A 24,984-nucleotide genomic window follows, 5' to 3' on the forward strand; every position below is an offset into this window, starting at 1 on the left:
CAGGAGTGTGAAAGTGATTAGTATATTCGACATGTTCAAAGTGGGGATTGGTCCTTCCTCTTCCCACACTGTAGGGCCGATGAAGGCCGGTAAACAGTTCGTCGATGATCTGGTCGAAAAAGGATTACTGGAAAGCGTTACCCGTGTCGCCGTAGACGTTTACGGTTCACTGTCATTAACGGGTAAAGGCCACCACACCGATATCGCCATTATTATGGGTCTGGCGGGCAATATGCCGGACACTGTTGATATTGATGCCATTCCGGCATTTATCCGCGACGTGGAAACGCGCGGTCGTTTGCTGCTGGCTAACGGTCAGCACGAAGTGGACTTCCCGCAGGATGACGGCATGCGTTTTCGCAGCGACAACCTGCCGCTGCATGAAAACGGCATGACCATTCACGCCTGGAGCGGCGAAAAAGAGATTTACAGCAAAACGTACTACTCCATCGGCGGCGGCTTTATCGTTGACGAAGAACACTTTGGCAAAGAGAGCGCGGGCGACGTCACTGTGCCCTATCCGTTTAAATCGGCCACCGAGATGCTGGGCTACTGCAAAGAGACCGGTCTTTCTCTCTCCGGGATGGTGATGCAGAACGAACTGGCGCTGCACAGCAAAAAAGAGATTGAAGACTATTTTGCTAACGTGTGGCAAACCATGCGCGCCTGTATCGACCGCGGGATGAACACCGAAGGCGTATTGCCGGGGCCACTGCGCGTGCCGCGTCGCGCCTCTGCGCTGCGCCGCATGCTGGTCACCACCGACAAATTCTCCAACGACCCGATGAACGTGGTTGACTGGGTCAACATGTTTGCCCTCGCGGTTAACGAAGAGAACGCGGCGGGTGGTCGCGTTGTGACAGCGCCAACCAACGGTGCGTGCGGTATCGTCCCGGCGGTGCTGGCCTACTACGATCACTTTATTGAGCCTGTCACGTCCGATATCTATATCCGCTATTTCCTCGCGGCAGGTGCCATCGGCGCGCTGTACAAAATGAATGCCTCCATCTCCGGCGCAGAAGTGGGCTGTCAGGGTGAAGTAGGCGTGGCCTGCTCCATGGCGGCAGCAGGTCTGGCGGAACTGCTGGGCGCAAGCCCTGAACAGGTGTGCGTGGCGGCGGAAATCGGCATGGAGCACAACCTCGGCCTGACCTGTGACCCGGTCGCGGGCCAGGTGCAGGTGCCGTGCATTGAGCGTAACGCCATCGCCTCCGTCAAAGCGATCAACGCTTCACGCATGGCGATGCGCCGTACCAGCGAACCGCGCGTGTCGCTGGATAAGGTCATCGAAACCATGTACGAAACCGGCAAAGACATGAACGCGAAGTACCGTGAGACGTCGCGTGGTGGTCTGGCTATTAAGGTGCAGTGCGACTAAACCTTCCTTTCGCCCATCTGCAACGGATGGGCGAATTTCCCTCTCTCGTCTCGTCGCTTTACGTATTCCCCACTACACTGTCACTGTTGCGTCTGGCTTTTCTGGCCGATGCCTATCAGGCGACCGTTCATGCAAACTGCACAAACGATCATTAAAAACTATCGCCGAAAACGCGTTATGGTCTGTGTCACGGTTGCGCTCGTTACGCTCTTCCTGACGCTGGGCATTCGCTTTATTTCACAGCGCAACATAAATCAGGATCGGATCCACGATTTTACCCACCATACCGTACGTGCGCTTGATAAGGTGCTTATCTCATTAGAGGCCCAGCGTGAAACGCTGCTTTCTCTGGTTGGCATACCCTGTTCTGAGGCGAATCTGATCTTGCGAAAACAGGCGGCAATCCTTCAGACCGTACGCTCCATCGCCCTCATTAAAGACGGAATATTGTATTGCTCAAGCGTCTTTGGCAGCCGTAATGTGCCCGTCAGTGAGTTTGTGCCCCTGCTTCCAGTCAGTGAATCCAGGCTACTGCTATTGACCGATCGCTGGCTGGTAAAAGGTAGCCCGGTATTGGTTCAGTGGTCTCCCCTGCCGGGCGACGGCAACGACGGGGTGATGGAGGTGGTGAACATCGATCTCATCACGAAAATGATTCTTGAGCCGCAGCGGCCGCAGATCACCGACGTTGTCCTGCGCGTGGGCGATAAATTCCTCCGCGACGGGCAACAGGTAACGAATATCCCCACCGTCGCTGAAAACGCCTCCCTGATGGAACAGTCGTCCCAGCATTACCCTTTCAGCGTTATGGTAAGCGGCCCGGGGCCAGGCGAAATGGCGTTGAAAACGCTGCCCGCTCAGCTACCGCTGGCGTTGATGCTCAGTTTACTGATGGGCTATATCGCCTGGCTCGCCACGGCGCGGCGCATGAGTTTTACCTGGGAGATCAATATGGGAATTGCGGCCCGGGAGTTTGAACTCTTCTGCCAGCCGCTGGTGAATGCCCGCACCCGGGGATGCGTCGGCGTCGAAATCCTCCTGCGCTGGAACAACCCGCGTCAGGGATGGATTTCACCCGATGTGTTTATCCCTCTGGCCGAAGAACATAACCTGATTGTTCCGCTTACCCGCTACGTCCTGAGCGAAACGGTGCGGCAGATAGGGTATTTCCCGGCCTCGCGGGACTTTCATATTGGCATCAACGTGGCCGCCAGCCATTTTCGCCGCGCGGTGCTGATCCGGGACCTCAACCGCATCTGGTTTAACGCGAACCCTGTTCAACAGTTAATTGTGGAGTTAACCGAGCGCGATGCATTACTGGATGTGGATTACCGCATCGTGCGGGAGCTGCACCGCAAAGGGGTGAAACTTGCGATTGATGATTTTGGTACCGGCAACAGTTCCCTTTCCTGGCTGGAAAAACTTCATCCGGACGTGCTGAAAATAGATAAATCCTTCACCACCGCGATCGGCACCGACGCCGTAAACTCAACGGTAACGGATATCATTATTGCTCTGGGCCAGCGGCTGAACATTGAACTGGTTGCGGAAGGGGTGGAAACCGAGGAGCAGTCACGCTACCTGCGCCGTCACAGCGTACATATTTTGCAGGGGTACTTGTATGCGCGGCCGATGCCGCTGCGGGAGTTTCCGAAATGGCTGGCGGAAAGTCACTCTCCGCCAGCCCGACACAACGGACACATTGTGCCCTTATTGCCGTTACGCTAGATGGCGTTACTCTTCTTCGTCGTGGGCTGACTGCTCTTTAACAATACGCACCATATCCACGCGATAATCGTTAGCCTCAACGATGGTTATTTGCAACGGCGGCAGTTCGAGCACATCACCGATGCGCGGGATCTGTCCGTTAACGGCAATAACCAGCCCTGCCACCGTGGCGATGTCTTCATCGTCATTGACCACGTTTTCGACGCCCAGCGTGTGCGAGAGCGCATGCAGATCGGTGGTGCCTTTCACCAGCCAGCCGTCACCGTCGGCAACAATTTCCGGGGTTTCATCCGCATCAGGGAATTCACCGGCAATGGCTTCCAGCACGTCCAGCGGCGTCACCAAACCCTGTACCACGCCAAATTCGTTGGTGACAATAACAAAGCTCCCGCGTGCACGACGCAATACGCCCAGCAGGTTGATCGGGTCCAGCGTTTCAGGCACCACGATAGCGGGCGACGCGGCCGCTATGGCCTCGACGTTAACGCCCTCTTCCAGCGCCACCAGCATCTCTTTCGCGCGTACCACACCGATGATCTCATCCAGCTCACCCCGGCAGACCGGGAACAGGCTGTGCGGCGAAGAGAGCAGCTGCTGACGAATTTCGTCAACGCTCAGGTTGGCGTCCACCCAGCTGATTTCGCCGCGCGGCGTCATAATGCCGCGCAGTGAGCGGGAAGCAAGCGAAAGCACGCCGTTGATCATGTAGCGTTCTTCTTCCACAAACGCGCCTTCCGGCACCGGAACCGGGTTGTGGTTCTCGTTATCAGCCTGCACGTTCACCTGGCGACGCCCGCCCATCAGTCGCAGAATCGCATCTGCGGTACGGGCTCGCAGCGGCTGATTTGACTGCTGCTTAATAAAGTTACGGCGTGCAATCTGGTTAAACAGCTCGATCAGAATCGAGAAGCCAATCGCGGCGTACAGGTAGCCTTTCGGAATATGGAAGCCAAAACCTTCTGCCACCAGGCTCAGACCAATCATCAGCAGGAAGCTCAGACACAGCACAACGACCGTCGGATGCTGGTTGACGAAACGCGTCAGCGGTTTCGACGCCAGCAGCATTACCGCCATCGCAATCACAACCGCCGCCATCATCACCGGCAGATGGTTCACCATGCCGACCGCCGTAATCACCGCATCCAGTGAGAAGACCGCATCAAGCACCACAATCTGGAGAACAACCACCCAGAAGCTGGCGTACCCCTTACCGTGGCCATCATCATGCTGCCGGTTCTCCAGCCGTTCATGCAGCTCTGTTGTGGCTTTGAACAGCAGGAACAGTCCCCCCACCAGCATGATTAAATCGCGGCCGGAGAAGGTGAAATCCATGACGGTGAACAGGGGCTTCGTCAGGGTGACCATCCACGAGATCACAGACAGTAAGCCCAGTCGCATGATCAGCGCCAGCGAGAGGCCGATCAGACGGGCTTTATCACGCTGTTTAGGCGGCAGCTTATCCGCGAGGATGGCGATAAACACCAGGTTATCAATACCGAGAACGATCTCCAGCACGACAAGCGTAAGCAAGCCTACCCAGATTGACGGGTCCATTAAGAATTCCATGACACGCTCCTGCTAAAGGAATGACAAAACGGTGCCCCGTTAATTTCGGGCATTTTAAAGGGAATGAGAGTCGATGCGTGGCGAAGATCGCCGGTGGTTAAGGCGCGGAATGGCCTGGAAGATGACTGACGTCGGTGACGGTCCATATAGTGGGCTGTAGCCCTATACTCCTGAATAATTAAACGGACGCTAAACATAACAGAGACAATTGGTTTTTAGCAAAGATTTACGTTCCTTTGCAAACTTCTGTAACACACGCGGATTATCTTAGAGAAAAATCTGTAAGGCGTAGCTAAATTACGGATCTTCATCACATAAATTATTTTTTCACTATCTAAAATAATTCGCGGAAGTCTTAGTTTTTTGAACTCTAACCCTTATCTGAATCGATTCGGTTCGCCAATACGATTCTCAGTACGCCTGCCTGGCAGACGTATAAATGATAATAAAAGGAGGTAGCAAGTGACCATTGCTATTGTCATAGGCACACATGGTTGGGCTGCGGAGCAGTTACTCAAAACGGCAGAAATGCTGTTGGGCGAGCAGGAAAACGTCGGCTGGATCGATTTCGTTCCCGGTGAAAATGCCGAGACGCTGATTGAAAAATACACTGCTCAGCTTGAGAAGCTGGATACCAGCAAGGGCGTGCTATTTCTCGTAGATACATGGGGCGGCAGCCCGTTCAACGCTGCCAGCCGCATTGTCGTCGATAAAGAGCATCATGAAGTCGTCGCCGGGGTGAATATCCCTATGCTGGTGGAAACCCTTATGGCGCGCGACGATAACCCGAGTTTTGATGAACTGGTGGCGTTGGCCGTGGAAACCGGTCGCGAAGGTGTGAAAGCCCTGAAAGCGCAGCCGGTTGAAAAGCCAGCGCCTGTTGCATCAGCGCCAAAAGCGGCGGCACCCGCAAAACCGATGGGTCCGAACGATTACATGGTTATCGGCCTGGCTCGTATTGATGACCGTCTGATCCACGGCCAGGTGGCGACACGCTGGACCAAAGAGACCAACGTACAACGCATCATCGTGGTCAGTGACGAAGTGGCCGCCGACACTGTTCGTAAAACCCTTCTTACCCAGGTTGCACCGCCGGGCGTCACCGCGCACGTTGTGGATGTCGCCAAAATGATCCGCGTTTACAACAACCCGAAATATGCGGGCGAGCGCGTGATGCTTCTCTTCACCAACCCGACAGACGTCGAACGCATTGTTGAAGGCGGCGTGAAAATCACCTCCGTTAACATTGGCGGTATGGCATTCCGTCAGGGCAAAACGCAGGTCAACAACGCGATTTCAGTGGATGCGAAAGATATCGAGGCCTTCAATAAACTGAATGCACGCGGTATCGAACTGGAAGCCCGTAAGGTTTCCACGGATCAGAAACTGAAAATGATGGATTTGATCGGCAAAGTGGGGAAATAAGCCCGGGCCGGTTTTTCATATAGAGCTTATGTAATAGGAGAAGTGCAATGGAGATTACTACTCTTCAGATTGTGCTGGTGTTCATCGTCGCATGTATTGCGGGTATGGAGTCCGTACTTGATGAATTTCAGTTCCACCGCCCTCTGGTGGCCTGTACGTTGATTGGCGCCGTTCTCGGTGACATGAAAACCGGTATCATCATCGGTGGTACCCTGGAAATGATCGCCCTTGGCTGGATGAACATCGGTGCGGCAGTTGCGCCAGATGCCGCGCTGGCGTCCATTATTTCAACCGTTCTGGTTATCGCGGGTCACCAGAGTATTGGTGCCGGTATCGCGCTGGCTATCCCACTGGCCGCAGCGGGTCAGGTGCTGACTATCATCGTTCGTACGATCACCGTTGCCTTCCAGCATGCGGCGGATAAGGCGGCCGAAAACGGCAACCTCACCGCGCTCTCCTGGATCCACGTGTCTTCCCTGTTCCTGCAAGCGATGCGTATCGCGATCCCTGCGGTTATCGTGGCGATCTCTGTCGGCACCAGCGAAGTTCAGGGCATGCTGAATGCGATTCCTGAAGTGGTCACCAGCGGTCTGAACATTGCAGGCGGTATGATCGTGGTGGTTGGTTATGCGATGGTTATCAACATGATGCGCGCAGGCTACCTGATGCCATTCTTCTACCTCGGCTTCGTGACCGCTGCGTTCACCAACTTCAACCTGGTCGCGCTGGGTGTGATTGGTGCGGTGATGGCGATTCTTTATATCCAGCTCAGCCCGAAATACAACCGCGTCGCGGGTGCTCCTGCGCAGGCTGCTGGTAACAACGATCTCGATAACGAACTGGACTAACAGGTGAGCGAAATGGTTGATATGACAAAAACTACCACTGAGAAAAAACTCACTCCGGGTGATATTCGTGGCGTGTTCATCCGTTCTAACCTGTTTCAGGGTTCATGGAACTTCGAACGTATGCAGGCGCTCGGCTTCTGCTTCTCTATGGTGCCGGCTATCAAACGCCTGTATCCGGAAAACAACGAAGCGCGTCGCCAGGCAATTAAGCGTCACCTGGAATTCTTCAACACCCATCCTTACGTCGCAGCCCCCGTTCTGGGCGTGACGCTGGCGATGGAAGAGCAGCGTGCGAACGGCGCAGAGATTGACGATGGTGCGATCAACGGTATCAAAGTCGGTCTGATGGGGCCGCTGGCAGGCGTGGGCGACCCGATCTTCTGGGGTACGGTTCGTCCGGTCTTTGCGGCACTGGGCGCCGGGATCGCCATGAGCGGCAGCCTGCTCGGTCCTCTGCTGTTCTTCATCCTGTTCAACGCGGTGCGTCTGCTGACTCGTTACTACGGTGTGGCTTACGGTTACCGTAAAGGGGTGGATATCGTTAAGGATATGGGCGGCGGCTTCCTGCAAAAACTGACTGAGGGGGCGTCAATCCTCGGCCTGTTTGTAATGGGGGCGCTGGTTAACAAGTGGACGCACGTAAACATCCCGCTGGTGGTATCAACGATCACCGGTCAGGATGGTCAGACGCGCGTTACCACCGTGCAGACCATTCTGGACCAGCTGATGCCGGGCCTGGTCCCGCTGCTGTTGACCTTCGCCTGTATGTGGCTGCTGCGTAAGAAAGTAAACCCGCTGTGGATCATCGTTGGCTTCTTCGTCATCGGTATCGCGGGCTACGCCGTCGGCCTGCTGGGTCTGTAAGACATTGCGTTACCGACCGGGGGCTTGCCCCCGGTCTTTTTATCTGGAGGATGAATGACTGTCACGGACACCGTACTGGTTTTATTTATTGTTGCCCTTCTGGCTTACGCGATCTATGACGAGTTCATTATGCCTCGCCGACACGGCGAGACGCTGTTGACCCTTCCCCTCTTACGCCGTGGACGCATTGATGCGTTTATCTTTGCTGGTCTGGTAGTCATCCTGATTTACAATAACGTGACCAGCCATGGTGCAATATTAACCACATGGTTATTATGTGCGCTGGCATTAATGGCGATTTATCTGTTCTGGATCCGCTCGCCAAAACTCATTTTTAAAAAACACGGTTTCTTCTTCGCCAATGTCTGGATAGAATATAGCCGTATTAAAGAGATGAATTTATCCGAAGACGGGGTTCTGGTGATGCAATTAGAACAACGCCGCCTCCTCATCCGGGTCAAAAATATTGATGACCTGGAAACGATCTACAAATTACTCGTTAAAACTCAATGAGTTAATATTATAGCATCGGCTATGTATTGCATTATTCTTCAACCAGCAATATAGCCGGTGCTATATCTTCTCTGTTAATTAACTTATATTTATTAACGATATTTTCACGCATAAATCTAAATGAAAATCGTTATCAACATAGTGGCTATATAAAGCCACCTTCGTTGTTGTTTTATATTCTCAAAATATGTTAAGGTTGCGCCCGTCGTTGGGGAGTAGCCGATTTCCTGCCTGCGGGAAATGTACGTGTCAACATACTCGTTGAAAAACGTGGCGCGTACGGATCGTTTTCAGCACACTTAATGTGCCAAAAGCGATCAGGCGAGACCATAGATACATCAACTGCTGTTTACTGGGGGCAGTGATGTGTCATATGGATATCCCCGGTCTGGACGCTCTTATGAATATCTCCGCTACGATCCTTCTGGCTTTTGGCATGTCCATGGACGCGTTTGCCGCCTCTATCGGTAAAGGTGCCACTCTCCATAAACCGAAATTTTCCGAAGCCCTGCGTACCGGTCTCATTTTTGGCGCTATCGAAACGCTAACGCCGCTTATCGGCTGGGGACTGGGGATGCTTGCCAGCCAGTTTGTGCTGGAGTGGAATCACTGGATTGCCTTCGTGCTGCTGGTGTTCCTTGGCGGACGTATGGTGATTGAAGGTTTTCGTGGCAACAGCGATGAAGATGATGCGCCGCTGCAACGCCACGGCTTCTGGCTTCTGGTGACAACCGCCATCGCAACCAGCCTGGATGCAATGGCAGTGGGTGTCGGTCTGGCATTTTTGCAGGTGAATATTATCGCCACCGCGCTGGCGATTGGCTGCGCCACGCTGATCATGTCAACGCTGGGGATGATGGTGGGTCGCTTCATTGGCCCGCTGTTGGGTAAACGTGCCGAAATCCTGGGCGGTATCGTATTGATCGGTATTGGTGCCCAAATACTTTGGGCACACTTCGCGGGTTAACCTTCGCGCTGCCAGCAATGGATGCTGAAATCCGTCTGGCAGCGAAATTCTGTCCGTGCTGCCAGGGTTTCCCACACTTCCGGTTTTGCCCGCCACGCAAACGGCGTCATTTGCAGTAACGCCACCGCTTCACTTCCCTGCAACGTCATTTCATACGCTACCGACTGCGCCTGCTTTAACGCAAAGCCCGCCAGCTGCTCAGAGTGAGGTGCATGCAGGTGAACTTCATCATAGATCAGCCCTTTTAGCTCCAGCAGATGACGCGGCCCTGGCGTGACGGTGATAACCCAGCCACCGGGCTTAACGACGCGCACCAGCTCCTCAGCCTTGCATGGTGCATAGATACGCACCACGGCGTCCATGCTCGCTTCCTCAAACGGCAGGCGGTGGCTGGAGGCCACGCAGAACGTTACCGCTGAATAGCGTTTTGCTGCCGCACGGATAGCCACTTTAGATACGTCCAGCCCGTAAGTTTCGGCACCCTTCTCAGCCGCCACGTCAGCAAACGTGGCGGTGTAGTAGCCTTCGCCGCAACCGATATCCAGCATGGCGGATGCGCCTTCTGTCAGATATTCACGGAGTAAGGCGACAACGGCATTCCTGAGCGGTTGATAGTGCCCGGCATCGAGAAACGCCCGGCGCGCCTGCATCATCTCCGCGCTGTCACCCGGATCCCGGGAGCGCTTGTGCTGTACAGGCAGAAGATTGACATACCCCTCTTTCGCCCGGTCAAACTGATGTCCCTGTGGACAGATAAACGTTTTCTCCGCGCGCGTCAGCGGCGCGTGGCAAAGGGGACAACTGAAAGACATGACAGCTCCAGGGCGTAAACCAAAAGGCGAAGTGTACCGCTATTCGCCAGGGTTATAAACGGCTGGGTGGCGCATCACGATCAGATGGTCAGAATCTGCCGGCAGCCCGTCTGGCTTCACGTTTTCCAGGCGCAGGACGTTACCCATAATTTCGCTGAACACGGGCGCAGAAACGGCCCCGCCGTAATAGGCGCCGTTTTGCGGATCGTTGATGACTACCACCAGCGCAAAACGGGGATCGCTGGCAGGCGCAACGCCTGCGGTATAAGCGACGTATTTATCCACATACTGCCCATGTTCATCAATTTTTTTCGCCGTCCCGGTTTTTATCGCCACGCGATAGTTACGCACCGCCGCTTTGATCCCGCCACCACCGGGTAACGCGACGCTTTCCATCATGTGTTCCACCTCGTGAACAATTTCCTCGGGCATCACCCGCTTGCCAATTACAGGCGGGTCGATGCGGGTGATGGAAAGAGGTCGTTCAATGCCATAGCTGCCGATGGTGGCATACACATGCGCCAGCTGGAGAGGGGTTACCATCAGGCCATAACCAAAAGCAAAGGTCGCCCGGTCTAACTGACTCCAGAATTTTCGCTGGGGTAGTAAACCTGCGCTTTCGCCTGTTAAGCCAAGCCCGGTACTCTCGCCAAAACCAAAGTTTTTATAGGTATCCAATAACCGTTGCACGGGCATCGCCAGAGAAAGACGGGATACGCCTGTGTCACTGGATTTTTGCAGGATCCCGGTCATCGTCAGCTCGGGGTAGTAGCCCACATCGCGGATACGATGGCCATCAATAGTGTAAGGATGCGTATCTATGACGCTGTCAGGCTGAACCAGCCCCTGCTGTAGCGCCGTCATCAGCACCAGAGGCTTAACGGTAGAGCCAGGTTCAAAGGTGTCGCTGATCGCGCGATTACGAAAATCATCCAGCGTTGCCCCTTCCCGGTTGTTGGGGTTGAAGTCGGGGAAGCTCGCCATCGCCAGAATTTCGCCCGTCTGGATATTAATCAGCACCGACGCGCCTGACTCGGCTTTGTTCCACGCCACGGCATTATCCAGCGCGTCTTCGGTAATGGTTTGCAGGCGTTCATCGATACTAAGCTGAATATTATGTGCAGGTACGGGAGGCACCTCCGTGAGGTTCTCCACCACATGCCCGTAGCGATCTTTCCTTACCAGCCGCACGCCTGCCTTCCCGGTAAGCTGCGTGTTGAAGCTTTTCTCGACGCCCTCAATGCCCTGACCATCAATATTGGTGAAGCCAATCAGGTTCGCCGCCACGTGTCCGGCAGGATAAAAGCGGCGGGACTCATCGCGAAGATTGATACCGGGAAGACGCAGTTTATCGATCCACTTTGCCTGAGAGGGATCAACCTGACGGGCAAGATAGATAAATCGCCCGCGCGGGTTACTGTTGATTCGCGATGCGAGCGTGCTCAGAGAAAGGTGTAAGGCATTTGCCAGGGCCTGCCAGCGCGAGTCAAAACCGATCCCCCCTTTTTCCAGCACTGTTTTGGGATCGGCCCAGACGGCCTGGACGGGTACGCTCACCGCAAGGGGTCGCCCTTCACGGTCAACAATCATCCCACGCGGGGCATCTATGGCCACTTCGCGCAGGGAGCGCATATCCTCCTGCTTCACCAGATTATCCGGTTTGATAATTTGTAGCCACGCCACGCGGCCCAGCAGAAACGCAAGGCTACAAAAGATGGCGAGACACAGAAGTGCAAAACGTGCCGGAGTAAAATTTCCGGTGGTCGTTATTGTCTTTTTTTTCACCTTAACCCCAGGACTGTTAATCAACGCCCTGATTTAACGGGAAAAGTGGATAATAAGGCGGGAAAACAATGCTAATAATCTCGCGGGTTTGCAACAAGATAATAACAGAGGAGGATTACGTAATATTTTGAAAAATAAGCGAATAAAAAAGCCCCGCTTCGGCGAGGCTTATATCTGAGATCGAAGCGCTGAGCGCTTCAGTCAGCAGTGATTCGATCAGATAGCAGTTACGTTAACCGCAGCTGGGCCTTTCTGGCCATCCTGAATTTCGAACTCAACGTTCTGGCCTTCAGCCAGAGTTTTGAAGCCGTTACCCTGGATTGCAGAGAAGTGTACGAACACGTCTTTGCTGCCGTCAGCAGGAGTAATGAAACCAAAACCTTTAGACTCGTTGAACCACTTAACTTGACCTTTAATCTTTGCCATTTGCAAAATTCCTTAGAGTGTTTTCTTAGCCCGCAGGCTTTGACATAGATAAAACTGAGACATTACTGCTTGAGGCACTAATATAAGGTTCGGCAGAGAAGCGGTATTCAACGACAACGTGTTTACTCAGGACTTCTATACTGAAAATGCCACACATAAACAGAACTGTACCTCGTTTGACCCAAAACGTGTTATCACACACAACGTTTAATATGGCAAGCCATTTTTAAACGTGTCTCGATCCGCCGCACAAATTCAGACATCGCTTTATGACAATCTGCACAGTTATGCGAATTGTCAAATGAAGCGCCACCTGACCTCACTGCCCGCAGGGTGCGTTGACGCGCCCTGTAATCAAAGACTTTTTAAACATAGCTCAATCATTTCAGTGCGTCCATCCCAATCCCTGATTTTCTTTAAAGGAATGACTGAGTTAGAACATTTTGTGAAAAGTTATGCTGAAAACATTGCAACGCACCGACATGTGTCAGGGAATAGACGATGTTAATTACATTTTGCTAACTGTATTAAAATCCACCGTTTAATAAGCGTTATTCTGCACCAAAATAATGAAATTTTTATGACTCTGCATCAAAAGAAGGCAAGCAAAACGTTTCGATAAAAATAAAACACTTCAGGAAAGAAAAAGGTCACTATTTATTCGACAAAAAGGTAATTGTTAAATAAGGATAAATATTCGCCAGTTTCAGTGCAATGAAACAATAGTTAAGTGCTGCTTAATTATAAAAAGAGATGTTGCGAGAATAATTTGATAAGGGAGGGGGTTTACGCCGTACGTCAGGCCACCTCCCTTTCCGGGCAGACTATCGTTCGGCTACCAGGCGAATGAAGTCTTCCTCGTCTTGTTGTTGAGCAACAGCGTCCTTCGGTACCGCTTTCTCCTCCGGCTCGTTGGCTTCGCAGAGACGACGCAGCAACGCAGTCTGCCGTTTCTGCTGATCGAGCAATGCTTCCAGCAGTTCAATCTGCTCGTTTGTGCGGGAGCTGGCGCGGTTAACGAAGAACCACAGCACCAGCCCAACGACCAGCACCACCAAAGACATTACCAGGGATGCAATGCTCAGCAGCCCCGAATTCAGTAACTCACCCATTTCACCACCTCAGTAAAAACAGTCATTTTACCACTGCCGCCACGCAAGGACAGCACTCAGCGTAAAAATGGCCTTTACCAGGGGATAAACTTATTGATTGAACAAATGCCGCTAAAGAACTGTACATCCTGATCGCACATCACATTGATAGTCTGCGTCCACAGCACCGCGCATGCTATCAACACAATAATCAGAATTACCCAGCGTATTTTTTTCACTCCACACTCCGTCTTATGACCTGATGCAGCCAGGTTATCACGGTTATCTTAAACAGGGGCTAACTGTACCTTCAACAGACGCTTTTCGGAATCGTGCACTTGTTTCATTGCGCAAACCCGTTACGCTTACTCCATGACAACAAAGAAAAAAGAGGCAACGATGCGTTTACTTATTCGTACAGTAATTGTACTGGCCATTGTGTGGATCGGCCTGTTATTAAGTGGGTACGGCGTATTGATGGGGAGCAAAGAAAATGCTGCGGGTCTGGGTATCCAGTGTAAATATCTTACCGCTCAAGGGGTAAGCACGGCTCAGTACATTCATTCCGACAGCGGGATCATCGGGTTAACGAACTGTCCTGTACTGCGTAAATCATCTGTTGTGGTTGATAACGGCTAATCCGCGCTGAATTTTACTTACAAAAACGCCGCAGAAATGCGGCGTTTTTATTGAAGAGATCGATCAGAACGGATAATCGTTATAGCCCATCTGCTCTGAAATTTTGCGCGCGGCGGTATGCAGAATCGCCACATACTCATGAAGACGTTCTTCTGAGAAACGCAGCGTTGGGAATGAAATGCTCAGGCCCGCAATGACAACGCCGAAGCGGTCAAATACTGGCACACCAATGCAACGCAGCCCCTCTTCCTGCTCCTCGTTGTCTTCCCCATAACCCTGCTCACGCACTTTGTCCAGCACGCTCAGCAGTTCATCCGTACTTGTAATCGTGCGGTCGGTGCTGCGTTTGTATTCCACACCGTCAAGGATTTGCTTCACCTCTTCGCGATCGCGCCAGGCCAGCAGTACTTTACCAATTGCGGTGCTGTAGAGCGGGTTACGTCGACCGATGCGTGAATACATGCGCAGGTTGTACATGGAGTCAATTTTGTGGATGTAAACAATGCTGTCTTCATCCAGTGCGCCGAGGTGAATTGTCTCTTTCGTCAGCCGCGAAAGTTCGCGCATCTGAATGTCTGCGCTGCGGATAAGATCCACGTTTTGCAAGGCGCGGGCGCCCAGTTCAAACAGTTTCAGGGTCAGAGAATATTTTTCTGATTCTCCTTCCTGCGCGACATAACCCAATGATTTCATCGTCTGCAAAAAGCGATAAACGGTGCTTTTCGACATCATCACACGCTGCGACAACTCTGTAATACCAATTTCACGCTCTTCTCCGAGCGCCTGCAAGATGCCAAACACCTTCAGCACGGAAGAAACAGAATCTGGCTGCTTATCCAAATCTGCGATTGCCATTTATCACCTCATGGAGAGTGTTTTATAAAAATCAGAACCGGTTTTTATTATAAATTCGTGTGATGCGTGCTGCAATCTATCTGGGTTTACTTCGTTACAAATCTGCGACATAAAACCGAAATAACGATGCTAAAATAGTTACCCTGAGAATAATTTCACGCTGAGCCATTCTTTTTCCATGCAAAAAAACGTTTCTGATGGCCTGCCCGTACCGCAGCGGTACGGGGCAATTGCCACTATTGTCATCGGCATTTCGATGGCTGTTCTTGACGGTGCGATTGCCAATGTGGCTCTTCCTACCATTGCCAAAGACCTTAATGCTTCTCCGGCAAGTTCCATCTGGATCGTAAACGCGTACCAGATAGCAATTGTGATTTCCCTTCTGTCACTCTCTTTCCTGGGCGATATGTTTGGTTATCGCCGGGTGTACCAGTGCGGCCTGGTCGTCTTTACCCTCACCTCGCTGTTCTGTGCCCTTTCAGATTCACTGCACACCCTTACGCTGGCACGTATCGCGCAGGGCTTTGGCGGCGCGGCGCTAATGAGCGTGAACACGGCGCTGATACGGCTTATCTATCCTCACCGCCACCTGGGGCGCGGCATGGGCATTAACTCCTTTATTGTGGCCGTGTCGTCCGCTGCCGGGCCGACGATTGCCGCCGCCATTCTGTCCGTTGCCTCGTGGCAGTGGCTGTTTGCCATTAACGTGCCGCTGGGCATTGTGGCGATCTTCTTCGCCCTGCGCTATCTTCCGGAAAATGGTCCGAAAAACACCATGCCACGTTTTGACCTGCCCAGCGCCGTGATGAATGCGCTGACCTTTGGCCTGCTAATTACCGCGCTGAGCGGATTTGCGCAGGGGCAGTCTCTGTCGCTTATTGCCGCAGAAATCGTTGCCATGCTTATCATCGGTTTTTTCTTCGTACGACGTCAGCTGGCGCTGCCCGTGCCGTTACTGCCGGTGGATTTGCTGCGTATTCCGCTGTTTTCGCTATCCATTTGTACCTCCATTTGCTCATTCTGCGCTCAAATGCTGGCGCTGGTTGCGCTGCCGTTCTTTTTGCAGAGCGTAATGGGTCGTTCAGAAGTAGAAACAGGCTTGCTGCTCACGCCCTGGCCTCTGGCAACCATGGTGATGGCCCCGCTGGCCGGTTACCTTATTGAGCGCGTTCATGCCGGGCTTCTGGGGGCGATTGGGCTGGTCGTCATGGCGGTGGGACTGTTTGCACTGGCGCTCCTGCCCTCCTCGCCAGGGGATCTGGATATTATCTGGCGCATGATCCTGTGCGGGGCCGGTTTTGGACTGTTCCAGTCCCCTAATAACCACACGATCATCACCTCTGCCCCACGTCATCGCAGCGGTGGCGCCAGCGGGATGCTGGGCACGGCAAGACTGTTAGGGCAAAGCACCGGGGCCGCCATGGTGGCGTTGATGTTTAACCTTGCCGGGCAGAATGCGACACACGTTGCGCTGGTTACCGCAGGGACGCTGGCGACCCTCGCGGCTATCATCAGCGGCCTTCGCGTCACCCAGCCAAAGGTGCAGGCATAAAAAAACCGGGCGGAGAAGGCCTCCAGCCCGGTTGTTTTTATAGCGAGGGCGTTACTTCAGGTATTCGCCGCTACGCAGCGCTTCAATACGTTTATCCAGCGGCGGGTGAGACATAAACAGCTCGCTCAGCGACTTTGATTTACCGTTGATGCAGAAGGCCATCATGCTGTTTGCTTCCTGCGGCTCGTAGCTGGTTTTCAGACGTTGCAGCGCAGCAATCATCTTCTCGCGTCCCACCAGTTTCGCAGAGCCGGCATCCGCATGGAACTCACGGTGACGGGAGAACCACATGGTAATGATGCTTGCCAGGATACCGAACACCAGCTCCAGCACCATCGAAACAGCAAAATAGATCAGCGGGTTGCCGTTACTCTCTTCGCCCTCATCGCGGTTGCCACCCATAAACCCGGCAGCAATCTGCGCCAGAATACGGGAAATAAAGATAACGAAGGTGTTCACCACGCCCTGGATCAGGGTCATGGTGACCATATCGCCGTTGGCGATGTGGCTGATCTCGTGCGCAATAACCGCTTCCGCTTCGTCACGGCTCATGTTTTGCAGCAGACCGGTGCTGACGGCCACCAGGGACGCGTCACGACGCGCACCGGTAGCAAACGCGTTGATATCCGGCGCGTGGTAGATGGCTACCTGCGGCATGGCAATGCCCGCCTGCTTTGACTGCTGAGCAACCGTACTCATCAGCCACTGCTCCATATCGTTACGCGGTTGCTCAATAACTTCACCGCCCACGGATTTCAGTGCCATCCACTTCGACATCAGCAGAGAAATGAAAGAGCCACCAAAACCAAAAAGCAACGCCATAATCAACAGACCCTGAACGCTGCTCGACTGAATTCCCGTCAGGCTTAGCACTAGCCCAAATACCACCATAACCGCCAGGTTGGTGAGCAGGAAGAGCGCGATTCGCATCATAATATTCTTTTAACCTCAGTTTAACAAAACGCACTATGCGATTACCCACATCGTATGGGTATTCCGGCTATTTTCAAGCATCCAGACGGCGTAAGTCACCAGAAAGACACAACTTTACACAATTGGAAATCTGCCTGACGGTAGGAAGAGAAACAAAAAGAAACAGGCACAATTTCTTGTGCCTGTTGGGGATTATTTTGCCGGTGCAGGTTGCACGGCTGGCTTATCTTTCTCCAGCTTCGCGAGATCAAGCGCGATATGCACCGTTTCATCAAGATACGGATCGGGCTCCTGGTAATCCTTCGGTAGATCGTCCAGTTTTTTGATCGGAGGCTTGCCTTCACGTTTGAAGCGATCGTTGATACGCGCCAGACGCGTCGCGTCATCTTCATTGTTCTCTTTTTCACGCTGGGCGTAATTCAGAGATACAATGTTCCGTTTCGCTTTCAGAGCGTTAAAACGCGCGATGTCCTTCATGATGTACTGGAATTCCGGATCCTTCCCAATGCGATCGTTGTGATTTTTCAGCAGTTCTGGTCCGAACTGTTTCATATCACCCGATTTCACGAATGTCGCGGCATCAATGCTATCCCATGGCAGCGCGTTATCTTCAAATTTCTCGCCCGTTTCCGTCTCTTCGGTACCTGTCGGCATCAGGATATCCGGCGTAACGCCTTTGCGCTGCGTACTGCCGCCGTTGACGCGGTAAAACTTCTGAATGGTGTACTGTACTGAGCCCAGCGCCGGCCATTCAGGGCGCAGCATCTGGTCGTAAATACGGTTCAGAGAGCGGTACTGCTGAACGGTGCCCTTGCCAAACGTCGGTTCACCGACGATTAACGCCCGGCCATAATCCTGCATAGCAGCAGCGAAGATTTCCGATGCAGAGGCACTGAAGCGATCGACCAACACCACCAGCGGACCCTTATAGTAGACCACACCATCGGTATCGGCATCTTCACGCACTTTACCGTTATTATCGCGCACCTGTACCACCGGCCCAGACGGGATAAACAGCCCGGAAAGCGAGACGGCCTCGGTCAATGCCCCGCCGCCGTTGCTGCGCAGGTCAATGATCACGCTGCTGACATTCTGCTTTTCAAGCTTCTGGAGCTGCACTTTCACATCGTCGGTCAGACCAACGTAGAAGCCAGGAATATCCAGGACGCCAACCTTCTCTTTACCCTCGGTTTTCACCGACATTTTCACCGCGCGATCTTCCAGACGGATACGCTCACGGGTCAGAGTAACGATACGGGTTTTGGTCCCCTTACCGGCCGGCAGGATCTCCAGGCGAACTTTGCTGCCTTTCGGTCCTTTGATCAGCGCAACAACGTCATCAAGACGCCAGCCAATCACGTCCACCATGCTCTTTCCGGTTTGGCCTACACCGACAATACGATCGCCTACGCTGATCGCTTTGCTTTTCGATGCAGGGCCACCGGCCACCATGGAGTTGATAACGGTGTAGTCATCGTCCATCTGAAGCACCGCACCAATACCTTCCAGAGAAAGACTCATTTCGGTATTGAATTGTTCGGTGTTACGTGGAGAGAGATAATTGGTGTGCGGATCAATTTCATGCGCGAACGCTGTCATCGCCAGTGAGAAAACATCTTCACTGTTGGTCTGCGCCAGACGACGAATAGCGAATTTGTAGCGACGATTTAACGTCTCACGAATCTCTTTTTCGTCTTTGCCTGTGAGCTTGAGGCTCAGTTCGTCATATTTGACTTTTCCGTCCCACAGCGCATTCAGTTCAGCCTCGTCTTTCGGCCATGGCGCTTTGCTGCGGTCCAGATTGAAGGTGTCGTTGCCGGTGAAGTCCATCGGACGCTCCAGCACCTTCAGCGCGTATTGATAACGTTCAAAACGGCGCTTTTGCGATAAGTTGTACAGATCGTAGAACAGATCGAGTTTTCCGGAGCGCAGCTCATCACCCACTTCGGATTTGCGTTTAGCGAACTGTTCGACATCGCTGGCCAGCAGTACGTTATGGCTGTAATCCAGCAAGTTCAGATAACGGTCAAAGATTTTGGCCGAGAAGGCCTGATCGAGATCGAACTGACGATAGTGCGAACGAGTAAAGCGCGACGTCACGCGCTCACTCACCGTCGCGTGCTGCGTCTCTTCCTTGAGAACCGGAATTTGATCAACACGCGTAATATCGTCCACAGCGAAAGCGTGGCCTGTTATAGCAAACAGGCCAGCCAGCGCGGTGAGCTTAAAAAAAGTGTTCATGCCAGGCTCGGCCTCCGTTTCAGAACAACAAGTGTTCTGCGCGTACAATCATTGACATACCAGAAGTCAGCTGTACACGAACGCCATCTTTGGTGATTTCCAGTACGGTGGCGTCCATCGCGTTGTTACCCGCTTTCACCTTCAGAGACTGACCTACGCTGAGCGCGTTGATGTCAGAAACCGGGGTGTGGCGCGGCTCTTCGCGCGGCGCACGTGGGGCTTTAGCTGCTGGTTTGTCAGCACGCGGTTTGCGATCGTTATTTTCAGTACGACGCGGAGCCGGGCGCGGTTTGCGCTCGCGACGAGGGGCGTCTTCCTGACCGTTTGCCGCTGCGGCTTCGCGTTTTTTCGCCTGCTGTTCAGCACGCTGTGCCTGCACGCGAGCTTTGGCTTCTTCAAGCTGCTTACGCGCATGTTCTACGTGCTGCTCGTCCAGCTCACCGCACGGGTTGCCGTCAAGGTCGACACGGGTCGCACCCGGCTTGATACCGTACAGGTAACGCCAGCTTGAGGTATAAAGGCGCAAGGCAGAACGAAGCTGCGTTTTGCTGAGGTTCATCTCCCCCTCAACGCGCGCGACCAGATCCTGAAAGATACCGACTTTCAGAGGACGCGCTTCACCTTCAGCGCTGAAGCACTGCGGGAAACGCTCGGCCAGAAATGCGATAACTTCTTTACTGCTATTCAACTTAGGTTGATTTTCCATGAAATTTCCTGATTACAACGGACGTTGCCAACAAGCGCAGGCATGAACAGGCGACATTATAATGACGCTATCAGTAAATGCTACGTTATCCGTTGATTATCCTGCGACGCTCGCAAAGAATTTATGATAATCGGTCTCTGCCAGAACATTTTCCAGGTTTACTGCCAGCGCGCGCAGCCCCTGCTCATCCTCGGCAGTAAAGCGACTGAAGACCGTGCTGTCGATATCCAGAACGCCAATAATCTGATTTTTAACCACCAGCGGCAGTACGATTTCAGAATTGCTGCTGGCATCGCAGGCAATGTGGCCATCAAACGCATGAACGTCCTCGACACGCTGAACCTGCCGGGTCGCCACTGCGGTACCGCACACGCCGCGACCTACCGGGATACGCACGCAGGCGAGTTTCCCCTGGAAAGGCCCCAGCACCAGCGTATTACCTTCCAGCAGATAAAAGCCCGCCCAGTTCACGTCAGAAAGGCGCTCGAACAGTAGCGCGCTGGTGTTTGCCAGAGTGGCTAAGAAACTGGTTTCCCCCGCCATTAATGCCTTAAAATCGCGATTCAGATCCGCGTAGAATTCTGTTTTGTTCATTATTCAATCACTTAGTTAACTTACATATTTATCGCATAGCCTATTAAAATAAGCATTAAATGCGCTCATGCTCAAGATGAATCCGTTCATGAGTTATTATAACTTTCAACAATACTTATCTGTGTGCGACTGATGGCCCTAAAAACACCCCAAATTACGCCGACAAGAAAGATCGTTGTCCGTACGGTAAGCCAGGCTCTGCCTCGTGCACATTATCAGCGTTGTCCGCAGTGCGATACGCTTTTTATGTTGCCGAAGATGAAATCGCACCAAAGCGCTTTTTGTCCCTGCTGCGATGCCAAAATTCGCGATGGCAGGGACTGGTCATTGACGCGGCTGGCGGCAATGGCCGTCACCATGCTGCTGCTGATGCCCTTCGCCTGGACCGAGCCGCTGTTAAAGCTCTACCTGCTTGGCGTGCGTATTGACGCTAACGTGTTGCAGGGGATCTGGCAGATGACGCGCCAGGGCGATCCACTTACGGCCTCCATGGTGCTGTTCTGCGTCATCGGCGCGCCACTGGTACTGGTCGCGGCAATTGCCTACCTGTGGTTTGGCAACATCCTGGGGATGAATCTGCGCCCTGTCCTGCTCATGCTGGAAAAGCTCAAGGAGTGGGTCATGCTGGACATCTATCTGGTCGGTGTGGGTGTGGCCTCCATCAAGGTGCAGGACTATGCTTTTTTACAGCCCGGCATTGGTCTTTTCGCGTTTATTTCGCTGGTTCTGCTAAGTATTGTGACCCTGATTCATCTGAATGTTGAACAGCTTTGGGAGCGATTTTACCCTCAGCGCCCCGCGACCCGACCTGATGAAAACCTGCGCGTCTGCCTGGGGTGCCATTACACCGGTTTACCGGATAAACGTGGGAGGTGCCCGCGCTGCCACATTCCGTTAAGATTGCGGCGCAATAACAGCCTGCAAAAATGCTGGGCGGCGCTTATTGCCTCTCTGGTATTTTTGTTCCCGGCCAACATGCTGCCGATCTCCGTAATTTATGTGAACGGCGCCCGTCAGGAAGATACTATCCTCTCGGGGATTATCTCTCTGGCGCACAGTAACGTAGGCGTCGCCGCCATTGTTTTCATCGCCAGTATTCTGGTGCCCTTTACCAAAGTGGTGGTGATGTTTACGCTGCTTATCAGCATTCACTTTAAATGCGAACAAGGACTACGCACCCGCATCCTGCTTCTGCGATTCGTGACCTGGATTGGTCGCTGGTCGATGTTGGATCTGTTCGTGATTTCGCTGATGATGTCGCTCATCAATCGCGATCAGTTACTTGCTTTTACCATGGGACCCGCAGCTTTTTATTTCGGCTCTGCGGTGATATTGACTATTCTTGCAGTGGAATGGCTGGACAGCCGCTTACTTTGGGACGCACATGAGTCAGGAAACGCCCGCTTCGCCGACTGAAGCGAGAATTAAAACAAAACGCCGCATTTCGCCATTCTGGTTGCTGCCTGTCATCGCGCTGATGATTGCAGGTTGGCTGATCTGGACGAGCTATGAGGACCGCGGAAGTACTATCACGATTGATTTCCAGTCTGCGGACGGCATTGTCGCCGGACGTACCCCCGTTCGCTTCCAGGGGGTGGAAGTGGGAACCGTGCAGGATATTTCCCTCGGCAAAGGGCTGAACAAAATCCAGGTCCGGGCGAGCATTAAGTCTGACATGCAGGATGCCCTGCGCGCCGAAACGCAATTCTGGCTGGTCACGCCTAAAGCCTCCCTGGCTGGCGTTTCCGGGCTGGATGCGCTTGTCGGCGGTAACTATATCGGCATGATGCCCGGTAAAGGTGAGCCACAGGATCACTTTGTTGCGCTGGATACCCAGCCGAAATACCGTCTGAATAATGGTGATTTGATGATCCATCTTCGCGCGCCGGATCTCGGCTCGCTGAACAGTGGTTCTCTGGTTTATTTCCGCAAAATTCCGGTTGGCCGCGTTTATGATTACGCCATAAACCCGAACAAAGATGGCGTGACCATTGATGTACTCATCGAACGGCGTTTTACCAGCCTGGTGAAAAAAGGCAGCCGCTTCTGGAACGTCTCCGGCGTCGATGCCGACCTGAGCTTAAGCGGTGCGAAAGTGAAGCTTGAAAGCCTGGCGGCGCTGGTGAATGGCGCTATCGCTTTTGACTCCCCTGCTGACTCCAGTCCTGCCGCGGCAGAAGATACTTTTGGCCTTTACGCTGACCTTGCACACAGCCAGCGCGGTGTCATCGTGAAATTGACCCTGCCGGATGCCAAAGGTCTGAAAGCCGGTTCGACCCCGCTGATGTATCAGGGATTAGAGGTCGGTCAGCTGACAAAATTAACCCTCAATGCCGGCGGCTCCGTTACCGGCGAAATGACGGTGGATCCGAGCGTGGTGGACCTCCTGCGGGAAAAAACGCGTATCGAGCTGCGTAATCCGAAACTCTCCCTCAGCGACGCCAGTATCAGCTCCCTTCTGACAGGCAGTACCTTTGAACTGATCCCCGGGGAAGGTACGCCGAACAAAAACTTTGTTATTGCACCAGCGGATAAAGCCCTGCTGCAAAAACCGGGCGTGTTGACGGTTACGCTGAATGCGCCGGAAAGCTATGGTATTGAGGCCGGGCAACCGCTGATCCTGCACGGTGTGCAGGTGGGCCAGGTCCTCGAACGTAAGCTGTCGGAAAAAGGAGTCTCCTTCTCCGCCGCCATCGATCCGCAGTACAGCAACCTGGTTCACGGCGACAGTAAATTTGTGGTTAACAGCCGGGTCGACGTGAAGGTGGGTCTGGACGGGGTTGAGTTCCTCGGCGCCAGCGCCAGCGAGTGGGTTAACGGCGGGATCCGCATTCTGCCGGGAAGCAAAGGTGCGCTGCGCGAGAGCTATCCACTGTTCGCCAATCTGGACAAAGCCATTGAAAACAGCCTGGGCGATCTGCCGACCACCACCCTGACCTTAAGCGCTGAAACGCTACCGGATGTTCAGGCAGGCTCCGTCGTGCTTTACCGTAAGTTTGAAGTCGGGGAAGTGATCACCGTTCGTCCCCGTGCGGACGCGTTTGATATCGAACTGCATATCAAGCCGGAGTACCGTAAGCTGCTGACGCCAAACAGCGTGTTCTGGGCTGAAGGCGGCGCGAAAGTGCAGCTCAACGGCAACGGGCTGACCGTACAGGCGTCTCCCCTCTCACGTGCCCTGCGCGGTGCGATCAGCTTTGATAACCTGAGCGGTGCGGGCGGCAACATGCGTAAAGGTGACAAGCGGATCCTCTTCCCGTCCGAAACTGCGGCGCGCGCGGTCGGGGGGCAGATTACCCTGCACACCTTTGATGCCGGTAAACTGGCGGAAGGCATGCCCATCCGCTATCTCGGCATTGACATCGGGCAGGTTCAGAAGCTGACGCTGATCACCGCGCGCAATGAAGTCCAGGCCACCGCCGTGCTTTATCCGGAATATGTGCAGACTTTTGCCCGGGCAGGCTCGCGCTTCTCGGTGGTTACGCCACAAATTTCTGCCGCAGGGGTTGAGCATCTCGATACCATTCTTCAGCCATATATTAACGTCGAACCGGGTCGCGGCAACGCACGCCGTGAATTTGAGTTGCAGGAGGCGACCATCACCGATTCACGTTATCTGGACGGTCTGAGCATTGTGGTTGAAGTACCAGAAGCCGGTTCGCTGGGCATTGGCACCCCGGTGCTGTTCCGCGGCATTGAAGTAGGGACAGTAACAAGCCTGACGCTGGGGAATCTGTCCGATCGCGTGATGGTCGGCCTGCGTATCAGCCAGCGTTATCAGCATCTGGTCCGTAACAACTCGGTGTTCTGGCTGGCTTCAGGCTACTCGCTGGACTTCGGCCTGACCGGTGGCGTGGTCAAAACGGGGACCTTTAACCAGTTCATTCGCGGCGGCATTGCCTTTGCGACGCCGCCGGGTACGCCTCTGGCACCTAAGGCGCAGGCAGGGAAACATTTCCTGTTGCTGGAAAGTGAACCGAAAGAGTGGCGCGAATGGGGAACGGCGCTGCCACGTTAATCTCGCAGGCTCCGGTGTCAACGCGCCGGAGCCTTTATGTTAC

Annotated in this window: 23 protein-coding genes, 1 pseudogene and 1 riboswitch; of the genes and pseudogenes, 11 read left to right on the forward strand and 13 right to left on the reverse strand. The window is 53.5% G+C overall.

The genetic code is table 11. The features are described 5' to 3' along the window. The first annotated feature begins 13 nt into the window (after positions 1-13). On the forward strand, positions 14-1,378 hold the full coding sequence (gene sdaA / locus G6Q29_RS02505; RefSeq protein WP_165464397.1) for an L-serine ammonia-lyase: 1,365 nt from the start codon (positions 14-16) through the stop codon (positions 1,376-1,378). A gap of 129 nt (positions 1,379-1,507) precedes the next feature. After that, complete coding sequence (locus tag G6Q29_RS02510) at positions 1,508-3,106, forward strand: EAL domain-containing protein (RefSeq protein WP_165464398.1); 1,599 nt, start codon at positions 1,508-1,510, stop codon at positions 3,104-3,106. Between the two features lie 6 nt (positions 3,107-3,112). Here G6Q29_RS02510 and yoaE read toward each other — a convergent pair whose 3' ends face one another. Beyond that, positions 3,113-4,672, reverse strand: coding sequence for a CNNM family cation transport protein YoaE (gene yoaE / locus G6Q29_RS02515; protein WP_165464399.1), 1,560 nt, complete (start codon positions 4,670-4,672; stop codon positions 3,113-3,115). Next, positions 4,660-4,869, reverse strand: a complete 210-nt coding sequence (locus G6Q29_RS21855) for a protein YoaL (protein WP_431732529.1) — start codon at positions 4,867-4,869, stop codon at positions 4,660-4,662. The genes yoaE and G6Q29_RS21855 overlap by 13 nt, the downstream gene beginning before the upstream one ends. Positions 4,870-5,134: 265 nt before the next feature. Here G6Q29_RS21855 and manX point away from each other — a divergent pair, with 265 nt between their 5' ends. From manX to mntP, 5 genes are all read left to right on the forward strand, one after another. Next, positions 5,135-6,097, forward strand: a complete 963-nt coding sequence (manX, locus tag G6Q29_RS02520; RefSeq protein ID WP_165464400.1) for a PTS mannose transporter subunit IIAB — start codon at positions 5,135-5,137, stop codon at positions 6,095-6,097. 47 nt (positions 6,098-6,144) lie between these two features. Next, the gene (gene manY, locus G6Q29_RS02525; protein ID WP_003859914.1) at positions 6,145-6,945 is read left to right on the forward strand and encodes a PTS mannose transporter subunit IIC; all 801 of its coding nucleotides are present in this window, start codon (positions 6,145-6,147) and stop codon (positions 6,943-6,945) included. Positions 6,946-6,957: 12 nt separating this feature from the next. Further along, positions 6,958-7,809 carry a PTS mannose transporter subunit IID gene (locus tag G6Q29_RS02530; RefSeq protein WP_006810994.1) on the forward strand — a complete coding sequence of 284 codons (852 nt, stop codon included), beginning with the start codon at positions 6,958-6,960 and terminating at the stop codon, positions 7,807-7,809. A 54-nt stretch (positions 7,810-7,863) separates the two neighbouring features. After that, complete coding sequence (locus tag G6Q29_RS02535) at positions 7,864-8,322, forward strand: DUF986 family protein (protein WP_165464401.1); 459 nt, start codon at positions 7,864-7,866, stop codon at positions 8,320-8,322. Positions 8,323-8,520: 198 nt separating this feature from the next. Continuing rightward, positions 8,521-8,721, forward strand: a riboswitch (yybP-ykoY riboswitch). A 1-nt stretch (position 8,722) separates the two neighbouring features. Next, complete coding sequence (gene mntP, locus G6Q29_RS02540; RefSeq protein WP_032622454.1) at positions 8,723-9,289, forward strand: manganese efflux pump MntP; 567 nt, start codon at positions 8,723-8,725, stop codon at positions 9,287-9,289. Here mntP and rlmA read toward each other — a convergent pair. From rlmA to mgrB, 6 genes and pseudogenes are all read right to left on the reverse strand, one after another. After that, positions 9,286-10,101 (reverse strand): 23S rRNA (guanine(745)-N(1))-methyltransferase, encoded by an 816-nt coding sequence (gene rlmA, locus G6Q29_RS02545; protein WP_165464402.1) that lies wholly within the window; start codon positions 10,099-10,101, stop codon positions 9,286-9,288. The two genes, mntP and rlmA, sit on opposite strands and share 4 nt — an antisense overlap. Positions 10,102-10,140: 39 nt before the next feature. Continuing rightward, complete coding sequence (gene ftsI / locus G6Q29_RS02550; protein WP_165464403.1) at positions 10,141-11,886, reverse strand: peptidoglycan glycosyltransferase FtsI; 1,746 nt, start codon at positions 11,884-11,886, stop codon at positions 10,141-10,143. Positions 11,887-12,102: 216 nt separating this feature from the next. Next, the gene (gene cspE, locus G6Q29_RS02555; RefSeq protein WP_001062678.1) at positions 12,103-12,312 is read right to left on the reverse strand and encodes a transcription antiterminator/RNA stability regulator CspE; all 210 of its coding nucleotides are present in this window, start codon (positions 12,310-12,312) and stop codon (positions 12,103-12,105) included. A 12-nt stretch (positions 12,313-12,324) separates the two neighbouring features. Continuing rightward, positions 12,325-12,469 (reverse strand): annotated as a pseudogene (locus G6Q29_RS02560) (DUF2627 domain-containing protein). 667 nt (positions 12,470-13,136) lie between these two features. Further along, the gene (locus G6Q29_RS02565) at positions 13,137-13,424 is read right to left on the reverse strand and encodes a YebO family protein (RefSeq protein ID WP_017693259.1); all 288 of its coding nucleotides are present in this window, start codon (positions 13,422-13,424) and stop codon (positions 13,137-13,139) included. A gap of 74 nt (positions 13,425-13,498) precedes the next feature. Then, positions 13,499-13,642, reverse strand: a complete 144-nt coding sequence (gene mgrB / locus G6Q29_RS02570) for a PhoP/PhoQ regulator MgrB (protein ID WP_165464405.1) — start codon at positions 13,640-13,642, stop codon at positions 13,499-13,501. Positions 13,643-13,802: 160 nt separating this feature from the next. Between mgrB and G6Q29_RS02575 the strand changes: the two genes are divergently transcribed. Continuing rightward, positions 13,803-14,042, forward strand: a complete 240-nt coding sequence (locus G6Q29_RS02575) for a YobH family protein (RefSeq protein WP_148385365.1) — start codon at positions 13,803-13,805, stop codon at positions 14,040-14,042. Between the two features lie 63 nt (positions 14,043-14,105). On the opposite strand, the gene kdgR is transcribed toward G6Q29_RS02575, so the two are convergent. Next, positions 14,106-14,897, reverse strand: coding sequence for a DNA-binding transcriptional regulator KdgR (gene kdgR / locus G6Q29_RS02580; RefSeq protein ID WP_148385363.1), 792 nt, complete (start codon positions 14,895-14,897; stop codon positions 14,106-14,108). Between the two features lie 178 nt (positions 14,898-15,075). Here kdgR and G6Q29_RS02585 point away from each other — a divergent pair, with 178 nt between their 5' ends. Continuing rightward, the gene (locus G6Q29_RS02585; RefSeq protein ID WP_165464406.1) at positions 15,076-16,449 is read left to right on the forward strand and encodes an MFS transporter; all 1,374 of its coding nucleotides are present in this window, start codon (positions 15,076-15,078) and stop codon (positions 16,447-16,449) included. 51 nt (positions 16,450-16,500) lie between these two features. Here G6Q29_RS02585 and htpX read toward each other — a convergent pair whose 3' ends face one another. The 4 genes from htpX to G6Q29_RS02605 form a co-directional block, all read right to left on the reverse strand. Next, positions 16,501-17,382 (reverse strand): protease HtpX, encoded by an 882-nt coding sequence (htpX, locus tag G6Q29_RS02590; RefSeq protein ID WP_003859899.1) that lies wholly within the window; start codon positions 17,380-17,382, stop codon positions 16,501-16,503. 192 nt (positions 17,383-17,574) lie between these two features. After that, a complete protein-coding gene (prc, locus tag G6Q29_RS02595; protein WP_165464407.1) occupies positions 17,575-19,623 on the reverse strand; it encodes a carboxy terminal-processing peptidase in 2,049 nt (682 codons plus the stop codon). A 19-nt stretch (positions 19,624-19,642) separates the two neighbouring features. Further along, complete coding sequence (gene proQ, locus G6Q29_RS02600; RefSeq protein ID WP_003859895.1) at positions 19,643-20,329, reverse strand: RNA chaperone ProQ; 687 nt, start codon at positions 20,327-20,329, stop codon at positions 19,643-19,645. A gap of 96 nt (positions 20,330-20,425) precedes the next feature. After that, the gene (locus G6Q29_RS02605; protein ID WP_165464408.1) at positions 20,426-20,923 is read right to left on the reverse strand and encodes a GAF domain-containing protein; all 498 of its coding nucleotides are present in this window, start codon (positions 20,921-20,923) and stop codon (positions 20,426-20,428) included. A 132-nt stretch (positions 20,924-21,055) separates the two neighbouring features. Here G6Q29_RS02605 and yebS point away from each other — a divergent pair, with 132 nt between their 5' ends. Further along, positions 21,056-22,339, forward strand: coding sequence for a membrane integrity lipid transport subunit YebS (gene yebS, locus G6Q29_RS02610; protein WP_165464409.1), 1,284 nt, complete (start codon positions 21,056-21,058; stop codon positions 22,337-22,339). Then, the gene (locus tag G6Q29_RS02615; protein ID WP_165464410.1) at positions 22,308-24,941 is read left to right on the forward strand and encodes a PqiB family protein; all 2,634 of its coding nucleotides are present in this window, start codon (positions 22,308-22,310) and stop codon (positions 24,939-24,941) included. The genes yebS and G6Q29_RS02615 overlap by 32 nt, the downstream gene beginning before the upstream one ends. Positions 24,942-24,984 lie beyond the last annotated feature (43 nt).

It is taken from the genome of Enterobacter cloacae, from assembly GCF_011078175.1.
GTDB classification, from domain to species: Bacteria; Pseudomonadota; Gammaproteobacteria; order Enterobacterales; family Enterobacteriaceae; genus Enterobacter; species Enterobacter cloacae_Q.

Excerpts from the sequence above, each read along its gene's own strand:
- G6Q29_RS02510 (WP_165464398.1), top strand. The coding sequence starts at position 1,508 with ATGCAAACTGCACAAACGATCATTAAAAACTATCGCCGAAAACGCGTT.
- yoaE (WP_165464399.1), bottom strand. The coding sequence starts at position 4,672 with ATGGAATTCTTAATGGACCCGTCAATCTGGGTAGGCTTGCTTACGCTT.
- G6Q29_RS21855 (WP_431732529.1), bottom strand. The coding sequence starts at position 4,869 with ATGTTTAGCGTCCGTTTAATTATTCAGGAGTATAGGGCTACAGCCCAC.
- manY (WP_003859914.1), top strand. The coding sequence starts at position 6,145 with ATGGAGATTACTACTCTTCAGATTGTGCTGGTGTTCATCGTCGCATGT.
- G6Q29_RS02530 (WP_006810994.1), top strand. The coding sequence starts at position 6,958 with ATGGTTGATATGACAAAAACTACCACTGAGAAAAAACTCACTCCGGGT.
- G6Q29_RS02535 (WP_165464401.1), top strand. The coding sequence starts at position 7,864 with ATGACTGTCACGGACACCGTACTGGTTTTATTTATTGTTGCCCTTCTG.
- mntP (WP_032622454.1), top strand. The coding sequence starts at position 8,723 with ATGAATATCTCCGCTACGATCCTTCTGGCTTTTGGCATGTCCATGGAC.
- rlmA (WP_165464402.1), bottom strand. The coding sequence starts at position 10,101 with ATGTCTTTCAGTTGTCCCCTTTGCCACGCGCCGCTGACGCGCGCGGAG.
- cspE (WP_001062678.1), bottom strand. The coding sequence starts at position 12,312 with ATGGCAAAGATTAAAGGTCAAGTTAAGTGGTTCAACGAGTCTAAAGGT.
- G6Q29_RS02565 (WP_017693259.1), bottom strand. The coding sequence starts at position 13,424 with ATGGGTGAGTTACTGAATTCGGGGCTGCTGAGCATTGCATCCCTGGTA.
- G6Q29_RS02575 (WP_148385365.1), top strand. The coding sequence starts at position 13,803 with ATGCGTTTACTTATTCGTACAGTAATTGTACTGGCCATTGTGTGGATC.
- kdgR (WP_148385363.1), bottom strand. The coding sequence starts at position 14,897 with ATGGCAATCGCAGATTTGGATAAGCAGCCAGATTCTGTTTCTTCCGTG.
- G6Q29_RS02585 (WP_165464406.1), top strand. The coding sequence starts at position 15,076 with ATGCAAAAAAACGTTTCTGATGGCCTGCCCGTACCGCAGCGGTACGGG.
- htpX (WP_003859899.1), bottom strand. The coding sequence starts at position 17,382 with ATGATGCGAATCGCGCTCTTCCTGCTCACCAACCTGGCGGTTATGGTG.
- prc (WP_165464407.1), bottom strand. The coding sequence starts at position 19,623 with ATGAACACTTTTTTTAAGCTCACCGCGCTGGCTGGCCTGTTTGCTATA.
- proQ (WP_003859895.1), bottom strand. The coding sequence starts at position 20,329 with ATGGAAAATCAACCTAAGTTGAATAGCAGTAAAGAAGTTATCGCATTT.
- G6Q29_RS02605 (WP_165464408.1), bottom strand. The coding sequence starts at position 20,923 with ATGAACAAAACAGAATTCTACGCGGATCTGAATCGCGATTTTAAGGCA.
- yebS (WP_165464409.1), top strand. The coding sequence starts at position 21,056 with ATGGCCCTAAAAACACCCCAAATTACGCCGACAAGAAAGATCGTTGTC.
- G6Q29_RS02615 (WP_165464410.1), top strand. The coding sequence starts at position 22,308 with ATGAGTCAGGAAACGCCCGCTTCGCCGACTGAAGCGAGAATTAAAACA.